Genomic DNA, 15,088 nt, shown 5'->3' on the forward strand with positions numbered 1-15,088 from the left:
TTTTGTGAGGTATCCTCGAAAAGAGATACTGTTTTTCTGAAGATGAAGTTCTTCCATCCGGAACCGGTGGAGTGCTTTGGTTTTCGTTGGTGCAGTGCTATATGGGGCGGTAGCCTGCGGAGGGATACGGCCTTGCCAGTTTTTTCTCCAGCATGAGCTTTGCACGTTTTCATGAATCTGGAATAGGCAGGAGTCGTATCATGAATGGTCTACTGGAAATTGGTCAGGCAGCTCTTGCTGCCCAGGGGAAAATCTTCAAGGAATGTGCGAAGCGTCACGGGCTTCGGGTTGCTTTCGTCATTGTAGCCGTCGTGTTCCTTGGGTTTGCCGCCATCAGCCTGCATGGGGTCTTCTGGGCATTCTTCCAGCAGGTCTGCCATCTGGGGCTTCTGGCCTCCGCTGCCTGCGTGCTGGGGGTTGATGTGCTGCTGGCCGTCATCTTCCTGCTTCTGGCCCTGCGTGCTGGTCACTCAGGTCTTGCAGAGGAGCGTGCCCGCATGGAGCGGGACAGGAAGCTGCATGAGCTGAAGCAGAGCTTTGCGTTTGCCTCCCTGTTCAGTCTCGCCAGTGGGCCGGTGGGCCGTTACGCTGGCGGGCAGACATGGCGTATCGTGAGGGGTATCTTCGCACGCCGGAAAAAGTGATTTTGCTGGTTCCAGCAGTTTGTGGGAAAAAAGAAGCGGCCTTCAGGGGCCGCTTCTGCTATGGGCCGTCCGTCTGTTCCGGTCAGTCCGGTCCGTGACTGATGCCACGGGGTGGCGGGGCTGTTTCTGTCCCTGTGGGCAGGCGGGAAAGGCCTGGACAGGGTGTTTCGCGCTGGCCGTTTGAGTAAAGTCCGGTATGATCCGTTCCGGACAGGAAGAGTCTGGCCCGTCCGGCTGAAAGCCGGACCTTTTGCAGGTGCGATAGGGAGCAACGTGAGCGAAGCGTCAGACATATGGCCTGCATTATCCCGGTCTCTGGGGAGATAGCGGCGCATGATGCTCTCAGAAGTCAGCCTCTGTGGTGTTTTTGTTTCTCCCATAGTCGTTTATGCCGTCTGTGCGGTGCTGGTGACGCTGGCACTGCGCTACGTGCTGTGGCGTCTTGGAGTCTTGAGCTGGTTCTGGCATGTCGCCCTGTTCGAGATTGCGCTTTATGTCTGCGTTCTCTGTCTGCTGGTTATTTTTGTCTGAGGTGGAGGCAGGGATATGAACTGGTTACGGCGTCTTGTACGTCCATTACTGACACTGGTCGTCATCGCTCTGGCCATTGGCTTGGGGTATGTCGTGTGGGACCTGTATGTCCTCGACCCCTGGACACGTGATGGCCGTGTCCGTGTCTATGTCGTTACGGCAACGCCTGAAGTGTCGGGAACGGTTGTTGCGGTGCCGGTCGTGGACAACCAGTTCGTCCATAAGGGTGACCCTCTTTTCACGGTCGATCCGTTGCGTTTCAGGCTCAGGATAGACGAGGCGAGAGCGCGTCTGGCCGGGGTGACGGAGGATTACAGGCTCAGCGTCATGAATGCCAGGCGGCGGAAGGGGCTGGGTGGTGTGGTCTCCCGTGAAGAACAGGATGTCTTTGATTCGGAAATGGAGGTACGCCGTGCCCGGGTGGAAGAGGCCCGGTCCGCTCTCGATATGGCCCTGCTGAATCTCCAGCGTTCCACCGTCTATGCGGCCGTGGATGGCTATGTGACCAACCTGAATCTTCGTGTCGGGGATTATGTGACGGCTGGCCAGCCCCGCATGGCCGTGATCGATGCCAACAGTTACTGGGTCTACGGCTATTTTGAGGAAACCAAGATGCATGGCGTGCATGTTGGTGACAGGGCACGGATCAAGCTGATGGGTTATCGGCATATTCTCAGGGGCCATGTCGTCAGCATTGGCCGAGGCATCAATGACACGAATGGTATGCCCGACAAACTCGGCCTGCCGGACGTGAACCCGATCTTCACATGGGTGCGGCTGGCACAGCGTATTCCCGTCCGTGTCGAGATTGACGAGATGCCGCCGGAGGTCATCCTCTCTGCCGGCATGACGGCGACCGTGGCCGTTGGGCAGGAAAGGGCGGGTGGCCGTGGCCTGCTGACGACATGGTTGCAGGATCATCTGTGAAATGAAGATGCGGTTTCTTCCCCTTGCTGTCAGCAGCTGTCTTTTCCTGACGTCCTGCATGGTCGGGCCGGAATATAAACCGGACAGGATGAAAGTGCCGGGCCATTTTGCCAGTGAGCCGCACCCGGCCACAAAGGAAGAAATCGCCGAGACGGAGGCCAGTCTCCGGGACTGGTGGGCACAGTTTCAGGACCCCGTGCTGGACCGGCTGGTGGAGCAGGCCATCAGGGGGAATTACGATCTTCAGGTGGCGACCGAGCATGTTCTGGCTGAACAGTCCGTCCGCCGGCAGGCGCAGTCCAACTGGTATCCGCAGCTTGATGCCAATGCAGGGGGCGGGGACAACCGTTATTCCATCAATGTCGATAACTGGCCCCTGCGGCCGGGCAATCCGGCGAACCATCCCCATGCCTCTGTGCTGACGTACGGTGCCCGGGCAAGCTGGGAAATCGACATTTTCGGTCATATTTCCCGGCAGGTGCAGGAGCGCAAGCGGCTGGTGGAAGTCAGCATCGAGGAGCGGCGGGGGCTGCTTCTCTCCCTGCTGAGCCAGCTGGTGACGGATTATGTCGAGCTGCGGACCATCCAGACACGGATGAGCGTGACGGAAGACTCCATCCGCACGGCCCGTGACAGCACCCATCTGGTGGAACGGCTCTTCAATAATGGTGTCGGCAATACCCTTGCCATTGCCCAGTCCCGGACGGAAGAACATGCCGAGCTGGCCCGTCTTCCCCCCCTGCGGGCACGGCAGGAACAGCTCATCCATGCCATCAATGTGCTGATGGGCGAGATGCCCGGCAAGGAGCAGCCTGACCTGGAAGAGCGGCGGCCCATACCGACCCTGCCTGCGTTCCCGGCCATGCTGCCTTCCACCGTGCTGACCAACCGGCCTGACATCCGTTCCGCCGAGCGGCGTTATGCGGCCAGTGTGTCCCGCATCGGGATCACGATTTCCAATCTGTATCCCAATTTCAGCATTCCGCTGACATTCAATCCCAATGCGTCAGCGGCCTATCAGGCGTTCCAGCTGGGGGGAATGAGCTGGAACGTCATGATGATGGCGTCCCTGCCGGTCCTGCATGGCGGGAAATACAGTGCCCAGATTGCCCAGGCCAGAAGCGAGGCGGAAGCCAGCCGCCTGCAATACCGGCAGACCGTCCTGAATGCGTTCCGGGAAGTGGAGGACAGTCTGGATGACTGGCATCAGGACAATGAGTTGGTGCGTGAGGAACGGGAAGCCGCCGCACAGGCTGGCCTGGCCCTGTCCCGTGCCCGCAAGCTCTATGCTGCGGGGCTGACAGGGTATCTTGATGTCCTGAATTCCCAGCAGACCTACCTGTCCCGCCGGGTCGCCGCCGTTTCGGCAACGGGAAAGCGCATGGATGACGCCATCTCGCTTTATGTTGCCTTCGGTGCTGGCTGGCAGGGGCGGGAGCTGTCCAGTACGACCCTGAAGGTGGAACAGCATGAAAGCAAAGACATGATCCTGCGGGCCTTCAGCCGGTAGGCTGGTCAGTCCAGCCCGTGCAGTGTCCGGTAGGTCCGCATCGTGCTGAAACGCAGATTGAGGGCGTGTGTTCCTCCCATCCGGTCGGGGACGTCCAGCGTGGTGGCCGGGTCCAGCCGCATGGCATCATGACCAGCCAGATGAACGATGCCGACGGGATCATGAGGGAACGTGATTTCGCAGAGCAGGCCTGTCTGCGGGTCAAGCTGCCACGGTCCCAGATAGTTGCATCCGGCAGGCATCAGGGCGGTGGCGTAGCCATCATGGTAGCTCGTCAGGGCCAGGGCCAGCTGGCCGGAACTGAATATCTTGCCATGACGCAGGGCCACGCCCTGCCAGTATTGCAGGCGGGGCCAGTGCGGTGCCATGCGGGAAAGGGCGAACACACCGGCATTGAGGGTCGGACGGACGCCGATGCTGCGGCAGATCGGGCGGGGCAGCCGTGCCAGCCGGGCATTCTTGTACAGGATGGAACGGAGCCTCACGAGGCCGAAAGGCAGCCAGCGCAGGCGGAAGAGCGGTTTGTGCAGGAAGATTTCCGGCGTGATGGCCAGAGTATGTGGGGTCTGCTCAGCGGCCCGGAGAAGCAGCTCCACGGCCTGACAGTCCTGCACCCATGCATCCGCATCAATCCACAGGAGCGTGTCATGTTCCGGGAAGAGCTGGTCCAGCCACATCTTGGAGAGTTCGATGGCTAGATTGGGCCGTCGCCGCAAGGCCCATCGTGAGACATGGGGGAACTGTTTCGGGGAGCGGACGGTGATGCCGTTCTGTTCCAGCCATGTGACCTGTTTCTTCTTCAGCCCGCCATCAATGCAGCCGATTTCCAGACCGGCCAGTACCGGGAAAGCCCGGATGGAGGCGATCAGCTCCTGAAGAAGAGGAAAGTAACGGCTGTCACTGCCCGTAATGATGAGCCGGCGGGGTACCGCATCGGCAGGAGAAAGGCTGTCAGCATGAGGCATGAAGGATGGTCTTTGACAGGATCATGGAAGGGAGCAGGAAATGGGAAAGTGAACGTTCAGTCTCTATTGACCTTATCTTATAGGCACACCACCTCTTCAGGAAAGAAAGGTTTTTTCTCATGACAGATGCGCCAGTAGAGTCAGCCGCCGATTTCCTGCGCCCACGGGTGGAGACTCTGATGAAAGAGGCAGAAACGGCCGGTTATTCCAGAAGCAGGGTTCTGGCCGTGCTGATCAACCTGCTGGAGACGACGGAACTGGAGGATACAGGACAGTAATGGCGACTGACCCATACAAGGTTCTTGGTGTAAGCAGGACAGCTTCAGACAAGGAAATCCGCAGTGCCTACCGGCGGTTGGTCAAGCAGTATCATCCTGACCGCAATCCCGGTGACACGAAGGCGGAGGAACGCTTCAAGGAAATCGGCAAGGCCTATGAGGTCATTGGCGATGAGGAGAAGCGGGCACAGTTTGACCGGGGCGAGATAGACGCTGACGGGCAGGCCCGTGGTCCTTTCGGTGGTGGCTTTGGTGGCGGCGGAGCTGGTGGCCCCGGTGGCGGGTTCGGCGGTTTCAGTGGTGGTTTCAATCCGGAAGACCTGGGGGACATCTTCGGGGCCTTCGGTGGAGGCGGCGGTTTCCGGTCTGCCCGTCCACGCCGTGGCGAAGACCTGCATGGCGAGCTGCGCATCAGCATGGAGGAATGCGCGCTGGGTACCCGCCGGGAAGTCAGCCTCGGGCATGGTCGTGAGGTCTCCGTGGCCATTCCGGCCGGTATCGAGGATGGCAAGACATTGCGGCTGAAGGGGAAGGGTCAGGCTGGCCCTCCGGGCATGGATGGTCGCCCCGGTCCTGCTGGTGACGTGCTGCTGAAGATTCATGTGGCGGAGGACCCTTACTATAAGCGTGAGGGCCGTGACCTTCGTGTCACGCAGGACATTGATCTCCAGACGGCTGTATTGGGGGGCAAGGTTCATGTCCGCACTCCGGCCGGAACGGTTGCCCTGAAGGTCAAGCCGCATTCTGACAGTGGTACGGTCCTGCGTCTGGGTGGCCGTGGCATTGCTGCCGACAAGCGTCATGAGGCCGGGAATCTGCTTGTCACGCTTCGGGTCGTGCTGGGGAGCATTTCGCCGGAGCTGGAAGCCCTCATGCGCAAGGAAGCGGGAGAAGAAACTTCTGATTAAAGGTTAAAATATTATATAGACCCTGGCTGAAGCGGGGCTATGTTAGCGTGAAAAGAGGAAGGCAGGTATTCGGCCCATTCTGGGTAGTGAAGACCTGCCTTCGTCATGTTGAAGGCCGCACCGGGCCGGGGCAGGCAGGGAAAGGACAGATGGCTATGGTCTGGGGAGTGTCTTTCTGGCAGCGCATCAGGCAGTCTAGTATTTTGGGGGCACTCGTGGCCGTACTGTTTGTCGTGGCCCTGTGCGTGCTGGGCCTGCTTGGCGTTTCACATGTCAACGGGTTCCATCTCGCAGGCGGCTGATTTTTGCGCTAGGGAAGGAAGATCAGTTTCTTTCCCGTAACGGATGCGTGCCTTCATGACCGATCAACAGCACTCTGCGGCGACTTTCCTTTCCGCCCGACGGCGGGCCTTTGCCGTCGTCATGGCCATCGAGCTGTGGGAGCGTTTCGGTTATTACGGGATGCAGGCCGTCCTGACGGTCTTCATGGTCGCTCAGCTGCACATGCGGGATCATGACGTCAATCTCATGCAGGGCGGGCTGGGGTTCCTTATTTACAGCCTTCCGGTACTGGGCGGGATTCTGGGGGATCAGGGCCTCGGTACACGCCGGACCATGCTCATGGGGGCGTTCGGCCTGATGGCAGGTTATGGCCTGCTGGCCATGTCGCTCGATCATCAGGCCGTGTTTCTCCCCGCCCTGACACTGATTGCCCTGTCCAACGGACTGTTCAAGCCCAATGCGGGGACGCTGGTGCGGCGTATCTATGCCGGAGATGGCACGGCACTGGATGCCGCCTTCACGCTCTATTACATGGCCATCAATGTCGGTTCGACCGTTTCCATGCTGCTGATGCCCTGGCTTCAGCAGCGTTACGGGGCGGCCGTGGCGTTCCTTGCCTGCGCTGGGGGGCTTCTGGTCGGGCTGGGCTATTATGCCGTGCGGGGTGGGCGGATGCGCCGTTTTCTGGCTGGGCGGGCGGTCGAGGCGGTGAAGCGTCACGGGCCGACCGTCATGCCCGTGCCGTGGATGGAGCGTCTCTCCGGCCCCGTGCAGAAAGGAGGGCTGGGTGTGGGAATTCTGCTGGCTGTCCTGCTTGTCTGGGTTTTCTGCACCTGGGTGCTGTACAGCCCGGCCCTGGTCCGGCTCTGCATCATTCTGGCGGGAGTCGGGCTGATCCTGCTCTGGGTCTGGCTCTATTTGCGGGCCAAGGAAAGTGAAAGGCCGGGGCTGCTTCTGGCCTACATTCTCTGTGCGCAGACAATGGCCTATCAGATTTTCTATCAGCAGATGCAGACATCCCTGACGCTGTTTGCGATGCGGGATGTTTCCGGCGTCTATCAGCTGGGGCCTTATCGGCTGTTTACCATGACGGCAGGTCAGTTTCAGGCACTCAATCCGATTGCCGTCATGCTGTTCAGTCCTGTTCTGGCATGGCTGTACCGGCGCAGTGCCAGCAGGGGGCATGATGCACCCCCGGCTGCAAAAATACTGTGTGGCTATGCTCTGGTCGGGCTGGCCTTCCTCATCTGGTGGCTGGCCGCAGGACACAGCACGGGTCTGGTCTCGCCGTGGGTCATGGTGGCGGGGTATGGCACCATGTCGCTCGGGGAGCTTCTGACCATCGGTCTCGGTCTGGCGATCGTGGCCCGCTATGCCCCGGCCCGTGTCAGTGCGGTGCTGATGGGGGCACTGTTCCTGCTCTGGGGGATTGGCATGTATCTGGGGAGTCTGGTGGCAGACCTCGCCAGCGTCCCTGCTGATGGTGGTGGAAGTCTGGCGGGCTATGTGGCCCTGTTCAGGGGGCTGTTTCTGGGATGTGTCGGCCTGTGTGCCGTGCTGGCGGTGCTGCTGCCTTATACCCGTCGCCTCGGGCAGAAGCACCGTGAACAGATGGTGAAAAAGCCGGTAACAGTCACATGAACTTGACGCAATATAACAGGACTGGATCGGTACAGACAAATTTCACCACTGGAAGTTAGCGATAAAATTTATATAAAGGGGGCAATCTTGTCTGTTGCCGCAGTGCTTTCCGTAGCCTGTCCGGCATGTCGTGCTGAAGGTTGCCGTGACGCGCCTAGCCTTTGGCCCCTCTCAGATCAACGGCTATGAAGGCTAGTATATGTGTGGAACGTGGCAAAAGGCTGGTGCAGCGGCAATAGGTATTACCTTGATGCTGGGGAGCCGTGCCACTTTTGCCCAGAGCACCGCTTCCGGTTCACCGGGTGTGGTGCAGGCAGCAGCCTCCAGTGGGGATGTCACGCCTGCACAGCGTCAGGAACTTCTGAAGGCGGGGAATTTTGGTGCGCCGGCCCGGAATGAGCAGCGTGCCTTCGGTTCCGTGCCGATTCCCATTCCGGGAGACGTCTTCTCTCGCGGGGCGTCCGAGCAGGCGGCTCCGGAGAAGCAGAAGGGTCTTTTCCCCAACAGCTGGCATGATTTCGTCAATCAGGATGGTTTCTTCGGTGATCCGTGGGGGGCACGGAGCTGGCTGGCTGATCATGGTGTGACCGTCGGCGGGCGTTATTTTCAGGATACGGCAGGGAATCCGTTCGGAGGCAAATCCAGGGCGGCCCGCTATGCGGATGAGGAAGCCCTGTCTCTGGATTTCGACCTGAAGAAGCTGACGGGTGTCGCCTTCAATGCCGGTGTGCTGCATTTCCTGACCCTGGCCCGCCAGGGGGCCGGGCTGGGGAATACGCTGCCTGTCATCGACAGTCCGATGGAGATTTACGGTGCTGGTGAGACCATGCGCCTTGGCCGTCTCAGCTGGGAAATGCACTGGAACAATTATGTGCAGACCGAGGTTGGTGAAATCAATACGGAGAATGACTTCGAGCAGTCTTCCACCTACTGGGGAGCCAATCTGTACTGTCAGTTTCAGAATAACGGCATCTGCGGTATGCCCCAGTCCATCGCCATGAATTCAGGGTACGGTTTCTACCCGACGGCCCATCCGGGAGCATGGATCAAGCTTTATCCGGCAGGGAATGACCATTATCTGGTGCAGTTCGGGGCTTACAGTGTGGACCCGACGATTTCCGGCGTGCGGAATGGCTGGAAGATGAACCTGCATGGGGCGACGGGTACCTTCCTGCCGTTCCAGCTTGGCTGGCACCAGGGCGGAAATGACGATTACAGCGGCCCGATGCAGACGAACGTGAAGATTGGCGGATATTGGGACACATCCGAGGTCAAGAATGTCTATGGCCAGATGGGGACGTACAACATTCCGGCATCAGCGGCGCAGGATGCACCAGTCTCCAAGGTGCGGGGGCGGTTTGGTGGATGGTTCCAGTTTGATCGCATGCTGCAGCGTGACGGGGCTGACCCGCACCGTGGCACGGCCTTTTTTGCCTCCTTCACATGGGGTGACCCTCGTACGGCCATTGCTCCTTATTTCGTGACGGCCGGTATTACCCGCAAGGGCACCTTTGCCAGCCGCCCCGATGATACGATCAGCCTTGGCATGAAGGCCCTCTGGGCCAATCCGAAGGTCACGCACTGGATCGAGCATCTCCAGCATACGGGCCGGGGGGCCGGGCTGTATGCTCCCCATTCGGAAGAAGCCATTGAACTCAATTACGGGTATCGCCCCACCCGCTGGCTGCTGCTGCGGCCGGGGCTTCAGTATCTCTGGAGTCCGGGAGCCGTGAAGCGGTACAAGGATGCCATGCTGATTGATCTGGAATCCTCGATTTCTTTCTGAGGGATGAGGGACGGTGGATGAGGGGCCATGCATCTGCGTGGCCCCTTTTTTCATGTCCGGTTTTTTGCTCCGGAAGGCTGCTTTGCTGTTGTCCCGTTTTTCAGAAGATGGATATACTTACGGAAGCGGAACAATAGGCAGGATGGGTCATGCGGCACTGGCGGTATTTTGTGATGATGATGGGGTTGTGTGGCGGAGCTGATCTGGGGCTGGAAGGCGCGCAGGCGGCTCCCAGCGAGCAGGGAGGGCCGGTTCAGGCCACGCTGGCCAGCTCTGCCGCTTCCGGCATGGCGGCTTCCTCTCCGGCTCCGGTAGCGGCTTCCAGTGCCGTGCAGCCTGCTACGGTCCCATCAGCTGGGAAGAGCTGGTTCTCCGACATTGATGTCGGCCTTCAGATAGAAGGTGGAGCGATGGCCAATACGGGTCATCCTGAGAATGGCATGAATTTCGGCCAGCTTCTGCAATCTCACAGTGATACGGCGATGCTCAATCAGGTGGCCCTGACGGTCACCAAGCCCGTGGACCCGATTGGTGGTGGCTATGGTCTGGGGGCCAATATCCAGATGCTCTATGGCTCCGATGCCAGAGCCTACATCATCACGGGGATTTCAGACCGCTGGCTGGACCATCATCGTTACCAGCTGACCCCCATTCAGGCCAATATTGCCCTGCACATGCCGTGGCTGACGAAAGACGGGCTGGACATGCAGCTGGGCATCCTGTCCTCCCCCATGGGGGTGGAAGTGCTGAACCCGGCAGGGCGTGCCTTCTACACCATGTCCTATACGGCGCAGTATTCCAATCCGTTCGAGCATGTCGGATTCTACGGGCAATGGCACCTGAATTCACATTACGCCGTCCTGTTCGGAATGGATGCGGGGAACCAGAAATCTTTTGGGCGTGGGAACAATAATGGTGAGCCGGCGGGTTATGTGGGGTTCAATGCCAGCCAGCTGGCTGGGGGTGCCCTGTCCGTGACCTATCTGCTGCGTGTCGGGCCGGAAGACCCCCGCCGTCTTCTGGGCAGCCACCGGGCGCATGAGGCGCAGCGTTTCTGGAATGACATCAATGCCACATGGCAGATCAATCCAGAATGGAGCCTGACGGCTGAGGCTACGCAGGTGCATGATGAAGGGCTGGATGCCAATACGTGGAGTGGCGTTGTCTGGGGAGCCTATGCAGCAACCCCGACCCTGACCTTCAATGCCCGTGCGGAAGTGTATCGGGACAGCACGGGCCAGTTTGTCGTGCAGTATCCGGAGGATACGGGCTATGGCCGGTCACTGTTGGGCCTGTCCGCCCGTACCTACACGGCCCCGGCAACGACTTATGGAGACCTGTCCTTCAACGCCGTATGGCGGCCGAATATCGGCCATCACGTCAAGCTGCTTCAGATACGCCCGGAAATCCGGTTTGATCGCTCTTTAAACAATACCCGTCCCTTTGCTGATTTCCGGCACCAGAATCGCATCCTGATCGGTGGAGACGTGACGCTCGGTTTCTGAGGAACGGAATGGGGCACGGTCTGTTCCGTGCCCTATCATGGGGTTTCAGCCACGTCCCCGATAGCCGGGAACATCCTGTGCGGGAATCCAGACATCAGCCGGGGCGGGGCCTGTCTGCCAGAAGACATCAATCGGCATGCCGCCACGGGGGTACCAGTAGGCCCCGATGCGCAGCCATTCCGGGTCCAGCAGTTCGACAAGGCGTGTGGCGATGGTCACGGAGCAGTCCTCATGGAAAGCCCCGTGATTGCGGAAGCTGGTGAGATAGAGCTTGAGGGACTTGCTCTCCACGATCCAGTCCCGTGGGATGTAGTCGATGACGATATGGGCAAAATCCGGCTGTCCCGTCACCGGGCAGAGAGACGTGAATTCCGGTGCCGTGAAGCGGACGACATAACGCCGCCCCTTGTGGGGAGCCGGGACACGTTCCAGTTCGGCGACTTCAGGCGACTCCGGCTGGATGGTCTGCCGGCCAAGCTGGCTGAGTTTTTCCGTGCCGGGGGTGGTGGGGCCTTTGGGGTGATGGTCAGGCATGGGCGGCTCCTCTGTCGCTTGAATGAAAAGATGATGGCATGAAATCTGATGCTGTGCGGCTTAATACACGGTTCGGATTTGCAAAAAAATCAGTTTCGGTGCAGTAAGGGCACCATTCTGTCCCAATCTGTCACTTCCTGAAAGATCGTTCATGGACATCCGTAACATTGCCATTATTGCCCATGTCGATCATGGGAAAACGACACTCGTCGATCAGCTGCTCCAGCAGTCCGGTACCTTCCGTGAGAATCAGGCCGTCACCGAGCGTGCGATGGACAGCAATGATCTCGAGCGTGAGCGCGGGATCACCATTCTTGCCAAATGTACCTCCGTCGTGTGGAAGAATACCCGCATCAACATCATCGACACGCCAGGCCACGCCGACTTTGGTGGCGAGGTGGAGCGCATCCTGAGCATGGTGGATGGTGCCGTGATTCTGGTGGATGCCGCCGAGGGTGCCCTGCCGCAGACGAAGTTCGTGCTGGGCAAGGCTCTGGCCCGTGGCCTGCGCCCGATGGTCGTCGTCAACAAGGTTGATCGTGGTGATGCCCGCCCGGACGAAGTGCATGATGAGGTGTTCGACCTTTTCGCCGCCCTTGGTGCCAATGACGAGCAGCTGGACTTCCCGATGCTTTATGCTTCCGGCCGTCAGGGCTGGGCGGATACGGAGCTGGAAGGCCCCCGTGAGAACCTGCATCCGCTGTTCGACCTCGTCCTGAAGCACGTGCCAAGCCCGGGGCTGGACAAGGACAAGCCGTTCGCCATGGTGTCCACCATTCTGGAGAGCGACAACTTCCTTGGCCGTATCCTGACGGGCCGTATCGAGCAGGGCCGTGCCAAGGTGAACATGCCGATCCGTGCGCTGCGTGCTGATGGCAGTGTGGTCGAAACAGGCCGCATCACCAAGCTGCTGTCCTTCCGTGGTCTGGACCGTGTGCCTGTCGAGGAAGCCGAAGCGGGCGACATCGTCGCCATTGCCGGTCTGTCCGAAGCCACCATTCCTGATACGCTGGCCGACCCGTCCATCGATGCGCCGCTGCCGTCCACACCGATTGACCCGCCGACCCTCTCCATGACCTTCCGTATCAATGATGGTCCGCTGGGTGGCCGTGAAGGCAAGAAGGTGACGTCCCGTCAGATTCGTGATCGTCTCTTCAAGGAGACGGAAGGCAACGTGGCCATCAAGGTGACGGACAGCCCGGAAAGCGAGGCTTTCGAGGTGGCTGGCCGTGGTGAGCTTCAGTTGGGCGTTCTGATCGAGAACATGCGCCGTGAAGGCTTTGAGCTGACCATCGGCCGTCCCCGTGTGCTGTTCCGTGAGAATCCGGAGACGGGTGAGCAGGAAGAGCCTTTCGAGGAAGTCGTCATCGATGTGGATGAGCCTTATTCCGGCGTGGTCGTGGAGAAAATGTCCCTGCGCAAGGGCGTGATGCAGGATATGCGTCAGTCCGGCGGTGATAAGGTCCGTCTGACATTCATGATTCCATCCCGTGGCCTGATCGGCTATCATGGCGAGTTCCTGACTGACACCCGTGGGTCCGGTCTGATGAACCGTCTCTTCCATTCCTACCAGCCTCATGCTGGTGCGATTGAAGGCCGCCGTAATGGCTCCCTGATCTCTGCCGAGGATGGTGCAACCACGCCGTATGCGCTCTTCTCCCTTCAGGATCGTGGGACGCTTTTTGTGGATGCAGGTGAGAAGATCTACACTGGCATGATCCTTGGCGAGCATTCCCGTGAGAATGATCTGGAAGTGAACGCCGTGCGTGAGAAGAAGCTCACGAATATGCGTGCTTCCGGTAAGGATGACGCCGTCGTGCTGGTTCCGCCCCGCAAGATGAGCCTCGAACAGGCCATTGCCTACATTGAGGATGATGAGCTGGTGGAAGTCACACCGTCTGCCATCCGTCTTCGCAAGCGTTATCTGGACCCGCATGAACGTAAGCGCGCTGCCCGTGGTGCCAAGGGCTGAGGTTCAGGCATCCGTTTTCGGGTTATAGAAAAGGCCGGGGCATCTGCTCCGGCCTTTTTGTATTCGGACTGTATTGTAGCTGTTTCCTTGTGGCATGATGGTGTCATCTTATGGAATGAGGAAGGAATGACGTCATGACCAGAAGCCTATACGCCACCATGAAAGCACTGCCCGGCCATCGGGAGAAAGTTGCCAGTCTGCTGACAGCCCTTGCCGGGAATGTACGGGCCGAGCCGGGCTGTGTGCGGTTTGTTGTTTACACGCTGGAGGATGAGCCGGACCTGTTCCATGTTGAGGAAAGCTACCGGGATGAGGCTGCTTTCAGGGCGCATATGGGGACCGAGCATGGCCGTGTGTTCAACAAGGCGATCGAGACCCTTGTTGAAGGGGGAGCCTCAAAGGTCGTCTTTCTGAAGGAAATTGCCTGAACAGGACGTGCCATCAGGCGGATGAAAGAAAAGCAGGTGACCCGGTCCGGGCACCTGCTTTTTTTAGTGAAGGATGGTCAGGGCCGTATCAGGGTGTGCCCGGCTGGCCCCGGCTTGTGGAATGTTCAAAGCGCAGGGCCTTGTCAGGATGGGCGACATGATGCGCTGCATGGGCGGCCACGGCTCCTTCGGAGAAGCCCTGAAGGATCAGTTTCATCTTGCCGGGATATTGGGCCACGTCACCAATGGCGAAGATGCCCTCCAGGCTGGTCTGCATGGTGGCCGGATTCACGGCAATGGTGCTGCGCTGAGTCTCCAGTCCCCACGAGGCAACCGGGCCAAGATCGGTGGAAAGACCATAGAAGGGTAGAAGCACGTCAGCTTCCAGAGAGCGGATCGTGTCATCCATGGCGATGAGGTCCACATGGGTCAGCTGGCCATTGTCGCCCCGCAGGCCATGCAGCTGGTAGGGAACGACTTTTTCGATGGCTCCAGCGGTGATTTTCGCATCAATCTGGGCCAGTGTTTCCGGTGCTCCACGGAAGCGGTCCCGCCGGTGGACAAGATAGACCTTCTCGGCAATGTCGGAGAGGGAGAGTGCCCAGTCCAGGGCAGAATCTCCACCGCCTGCCACGACGATGCGTCTGCCGGTGAATTCGGCCCGCTTTTTCACATAATACTGCACGGTACCGCTGCGTTCGTAGGCGTCCAGCCCTTCCAGAGGAGGGCGGTTCGGCCCGAAAGCACCGGCACCGGCGGCGATGATGATGGCTTTGGCATGGATGGTATCGCCACGCTCGTTCTTCAGGGTGAAGGCTCCGGCTTCACCTTCCAGATGGCTGACCCGGCTGCCAAGCAGGCGGGGCACATGGAAGGGGGCGATCTGCTCCTCAAGGGCGGTGATCAGGTCTCCACCCGCGATGGAGGGATGGGCCGGAATGTCATAGATCGGCTTCTCCGGGTACAGGGTGGCACATTGCCCGCCCACACTGTCGAGAACATCCGTCAGGATGCAGTCCAAGCGTAACATCCGGCATTCAAAAGCGGCAAAAAGCGCCGTTGGGCCTGCGCCAATGATGGCGACATCTGTCGTGTGGGTAGAGGCTTCGTGTATCATGCGCATATTCATAAGCATTTTTCGCCTTGCAGAGTAGAGGTTTGTTCTTATGCCGCCCTT

At 59.4% G+C, this 15,088-nt stretch carries 15 protein-coding genes; 12 read left to right on the plus strand and 3 right to left on the minus strand.

Annotated features, from left to right (window positions below):
• Window positions 1-200 precede the first annotated feature (200 nt).
• The 4 genes from NQF87_RS07740 to NQF87_RS07755 all read left to right on the plus strand — a co-directional run bounded on the left by NQF87_RS07740 (window position 201) and on the right by NQF87_RS07755 (window position 3,612).
• The gene (locus tag NQF87_RS07740) at window positions 201-644 is read left to right on the plus strand and encodes a hypothetical protein (RefSeq protein WP_266127835.1); all 444 of its coding nucleotides are present in this window, start codon (window positions 201-203) and stop codon (window positions 642-644) included.
• Between the two features lie 336 nt (window positions 645-980).
• Complete coding sequence (locus NQF87_RS07745; protein WP_266127886.1) at window positions 981-1,175, plus strand: DUF1656 domain-containing protein; 195 nt, start codon at window positions 981-983, stop codon at window positions 1,173-1,175.
• A gap of 15 nt (window positions 1,176-1,190) precedes the next feature.
• Window positions 1,191-2,102 carry an HlyD family efflux transporter periplasmic adaptor subunit gene (locus NQF87_RS07750; RefSeq protein ID WP_266127836.1) on the plus strand — a complete coding sequence of 304 codons (912 nt, stop codon included), beginning with the start codon at window positions 1,191-1,193 and terminating at the stop codon, window positions 2,100-2,102.
• 1 nt (window position 2,103) lies between these two features.
• Entirely contained in the window at window positions 2,104-3,612 is a 1,509-nt protein-coding gene (locus NQF87_RS07755; RefSeq protein WP_266127837.1) for an efflux transporter outer membrane subunit, read from the plus strand.
• A gap of 5 nt (window positions 3,613-3,617) precedes the next feature.
• Here the strand turns inward: NQF87_RS07755 and NQF87_RS07760 are convergent, their stop codons facing one another.
• Complete coding sequence (locus tag NQF87_RS07760) at window positions 3,618-4,577, minus strand: glycosyl transferase (RefSeq protein WP_266127838.1); 960 nt, start codon at window positions 4,575-4,577, stop codon at window positions 3,618-3,620.
• A gap of 119 nt (window positions 4,578-4,696) precedes the next feature.
• Between NQF87_RS07760 and NQF87_RS07765 the strand changes: the two genes are divergently transcribed.
• The 6 genes from NQF87_RS07765 to NQF87_RS07790 all read left to right on the plus strand — a co-directional run bounded on the left by NQF87_RS07765 (window position 4,697) and on the right by NQF87_RS07790 (window position 10,977).
• The gene (locus NQF87_RS07765) at window positions 4,697-4,855 is read left to right on the plus strand and encodes a hypothetical protein (RefSeq protein WP_266127839.1); all 159 of its coding nucleotides are present in this window, start codon (window positions 4,697-4,699) and stop codon (window positions 4,853-4,855) included.
• On the plus strand, window positions 4,855-5,763 hold the full coding sequence (locus NQF87_RS07770; RefSeq protein ID WP_266127840.1) for a J domain-containing protein: 909 nt from the start codon (window positions 4,855-4,857) through the stop codon (window positions 5,761-5,763). The genes NQF87_RS07765 and NQF87_RS07770 overlap by 1 nt, the downstream gene beginning before the upstream one ends.
• A 149-nt stretch (window positions 5,764-5,912) precedes the next feature.
• The gene (locus NQF87_RS07775; RefSeq protein ID WP_266127841.1) at window positions 5,913-6,065 is read left to right on the plus strand and encodes an archaellin/type IV pilin N-terminal domain-containing protein; all 153 of its coding nucleotides are present in this window, start codon (window positions 5,913-5,915) and stop codon (window positions 6,063-6,065) included.
• Window positions 6,066-6,120: 55 nt separating this feature from the next.
• On the plus strand, window positions 6,121-7,686 hold the full coding sequence (locus NQF87_RS07780; protein ID WP_266127842.1) for a peptide MFS transporter: 1,566 nt from the start codon (window positions 6,121-6,123) through the stop codon (window positions 7,684-7,686).
• Window positions 7,687-7,885: 199 nt separating this feature from the next.
• A complete protein-coding gene (locus NQF87_RS07785; protein WP_266127843.1) occupies window positions 7,886-9,472 on the plus strand; it encodes a carbohydrate porin in 1,587 nt (528 codons plus the stop codon).
• A gap of 149 nt (window positions 9,473-9,621) precedes the next feature.
• Window positions 9,622-10,977 carry an outer membrane beta-barrel protein gene (locus NQF87_RS07790; protein ID WP_266127844.1) on the plus strand — a complete coding sequence of 452 codons (1,356 nt, stop codon included), beginning with the start codon at window positions 9,622-9,624 and terminating at the stop codon, window positions 10,975-10,977.
• Between the two features lie 45 nt (window positions 10,978-11,022).
• On the opposite strand, the gene queF is transcribed toward NQF87_RS07790, so the two are convergent.
• Window positions 11,023-11,511: a preQ(1) synthase gene (gene queF, locus NQF87_RS07795; protein ID WP_266127845.1), complete on the minus strand. Its 489-nt coding sequence runs from the start codon at window positions 11,509-11,511 to the stop codon at window positions 11,023-11,025.
• A 151-nt stretch (window positions 11,512-11,662) separates the two neighbouring features.
• On the opposite strand from queF, the gene typA reads away from it, so the two are divergent.
• On the plus strand, window positions 11,663-13,483 hold the full coding sequence (gene typA, locus NQF87_RS07800) for a translational GTPase TypA (RefSeq protein WP_266127846.1): 1,821 nt from the start codon (window positions 11,663-11,665) through the stop codon (window positions 13,481-13,483).
• A gap of 134 nt (window positions 13,484-13,617) precedes the next feature.
• On the plus strand, window positions 13,618-13,911 hold the full coding sequence (locus NQF87_RS07805) for a putative quinol monooxygenase (RefSeq protein WP_266127847.1): 294 nt from the start codon (window positions 13,618-13,620) through the stop codon (window positions 13,909-13,911).
• A gap of 88 nt (window positions 13,912-13,999) precedes the next feature.
• Here NQF87_RS07805 and NQF87_RS07810 read toward each other — a convergent pair whose 3' ends face one another.
• Window positions 14,000-15,028, minus strand: a complete 1,029-nt coding sequence (locus NQF87_RS07810; protein ID WP_266127887.1) for an NAD(P)/FAD-dependent oxidoreductase — start codon at window positions 15,026-15,028, stop codon at window positions 14,000-14,002.
• Window positions 15,029-15,088 lie beyond the last annotated feature (60 nt).

The sequence above is a fragment of the Bombella dulcis genome, assembly GCF_026385505.1.
Lineage (GTDB): Bacteria > Pseudomonadota > Alphaproteobacteria > Acetobacterales > Acetobacteraceae > Bombella > Bombella dulcis.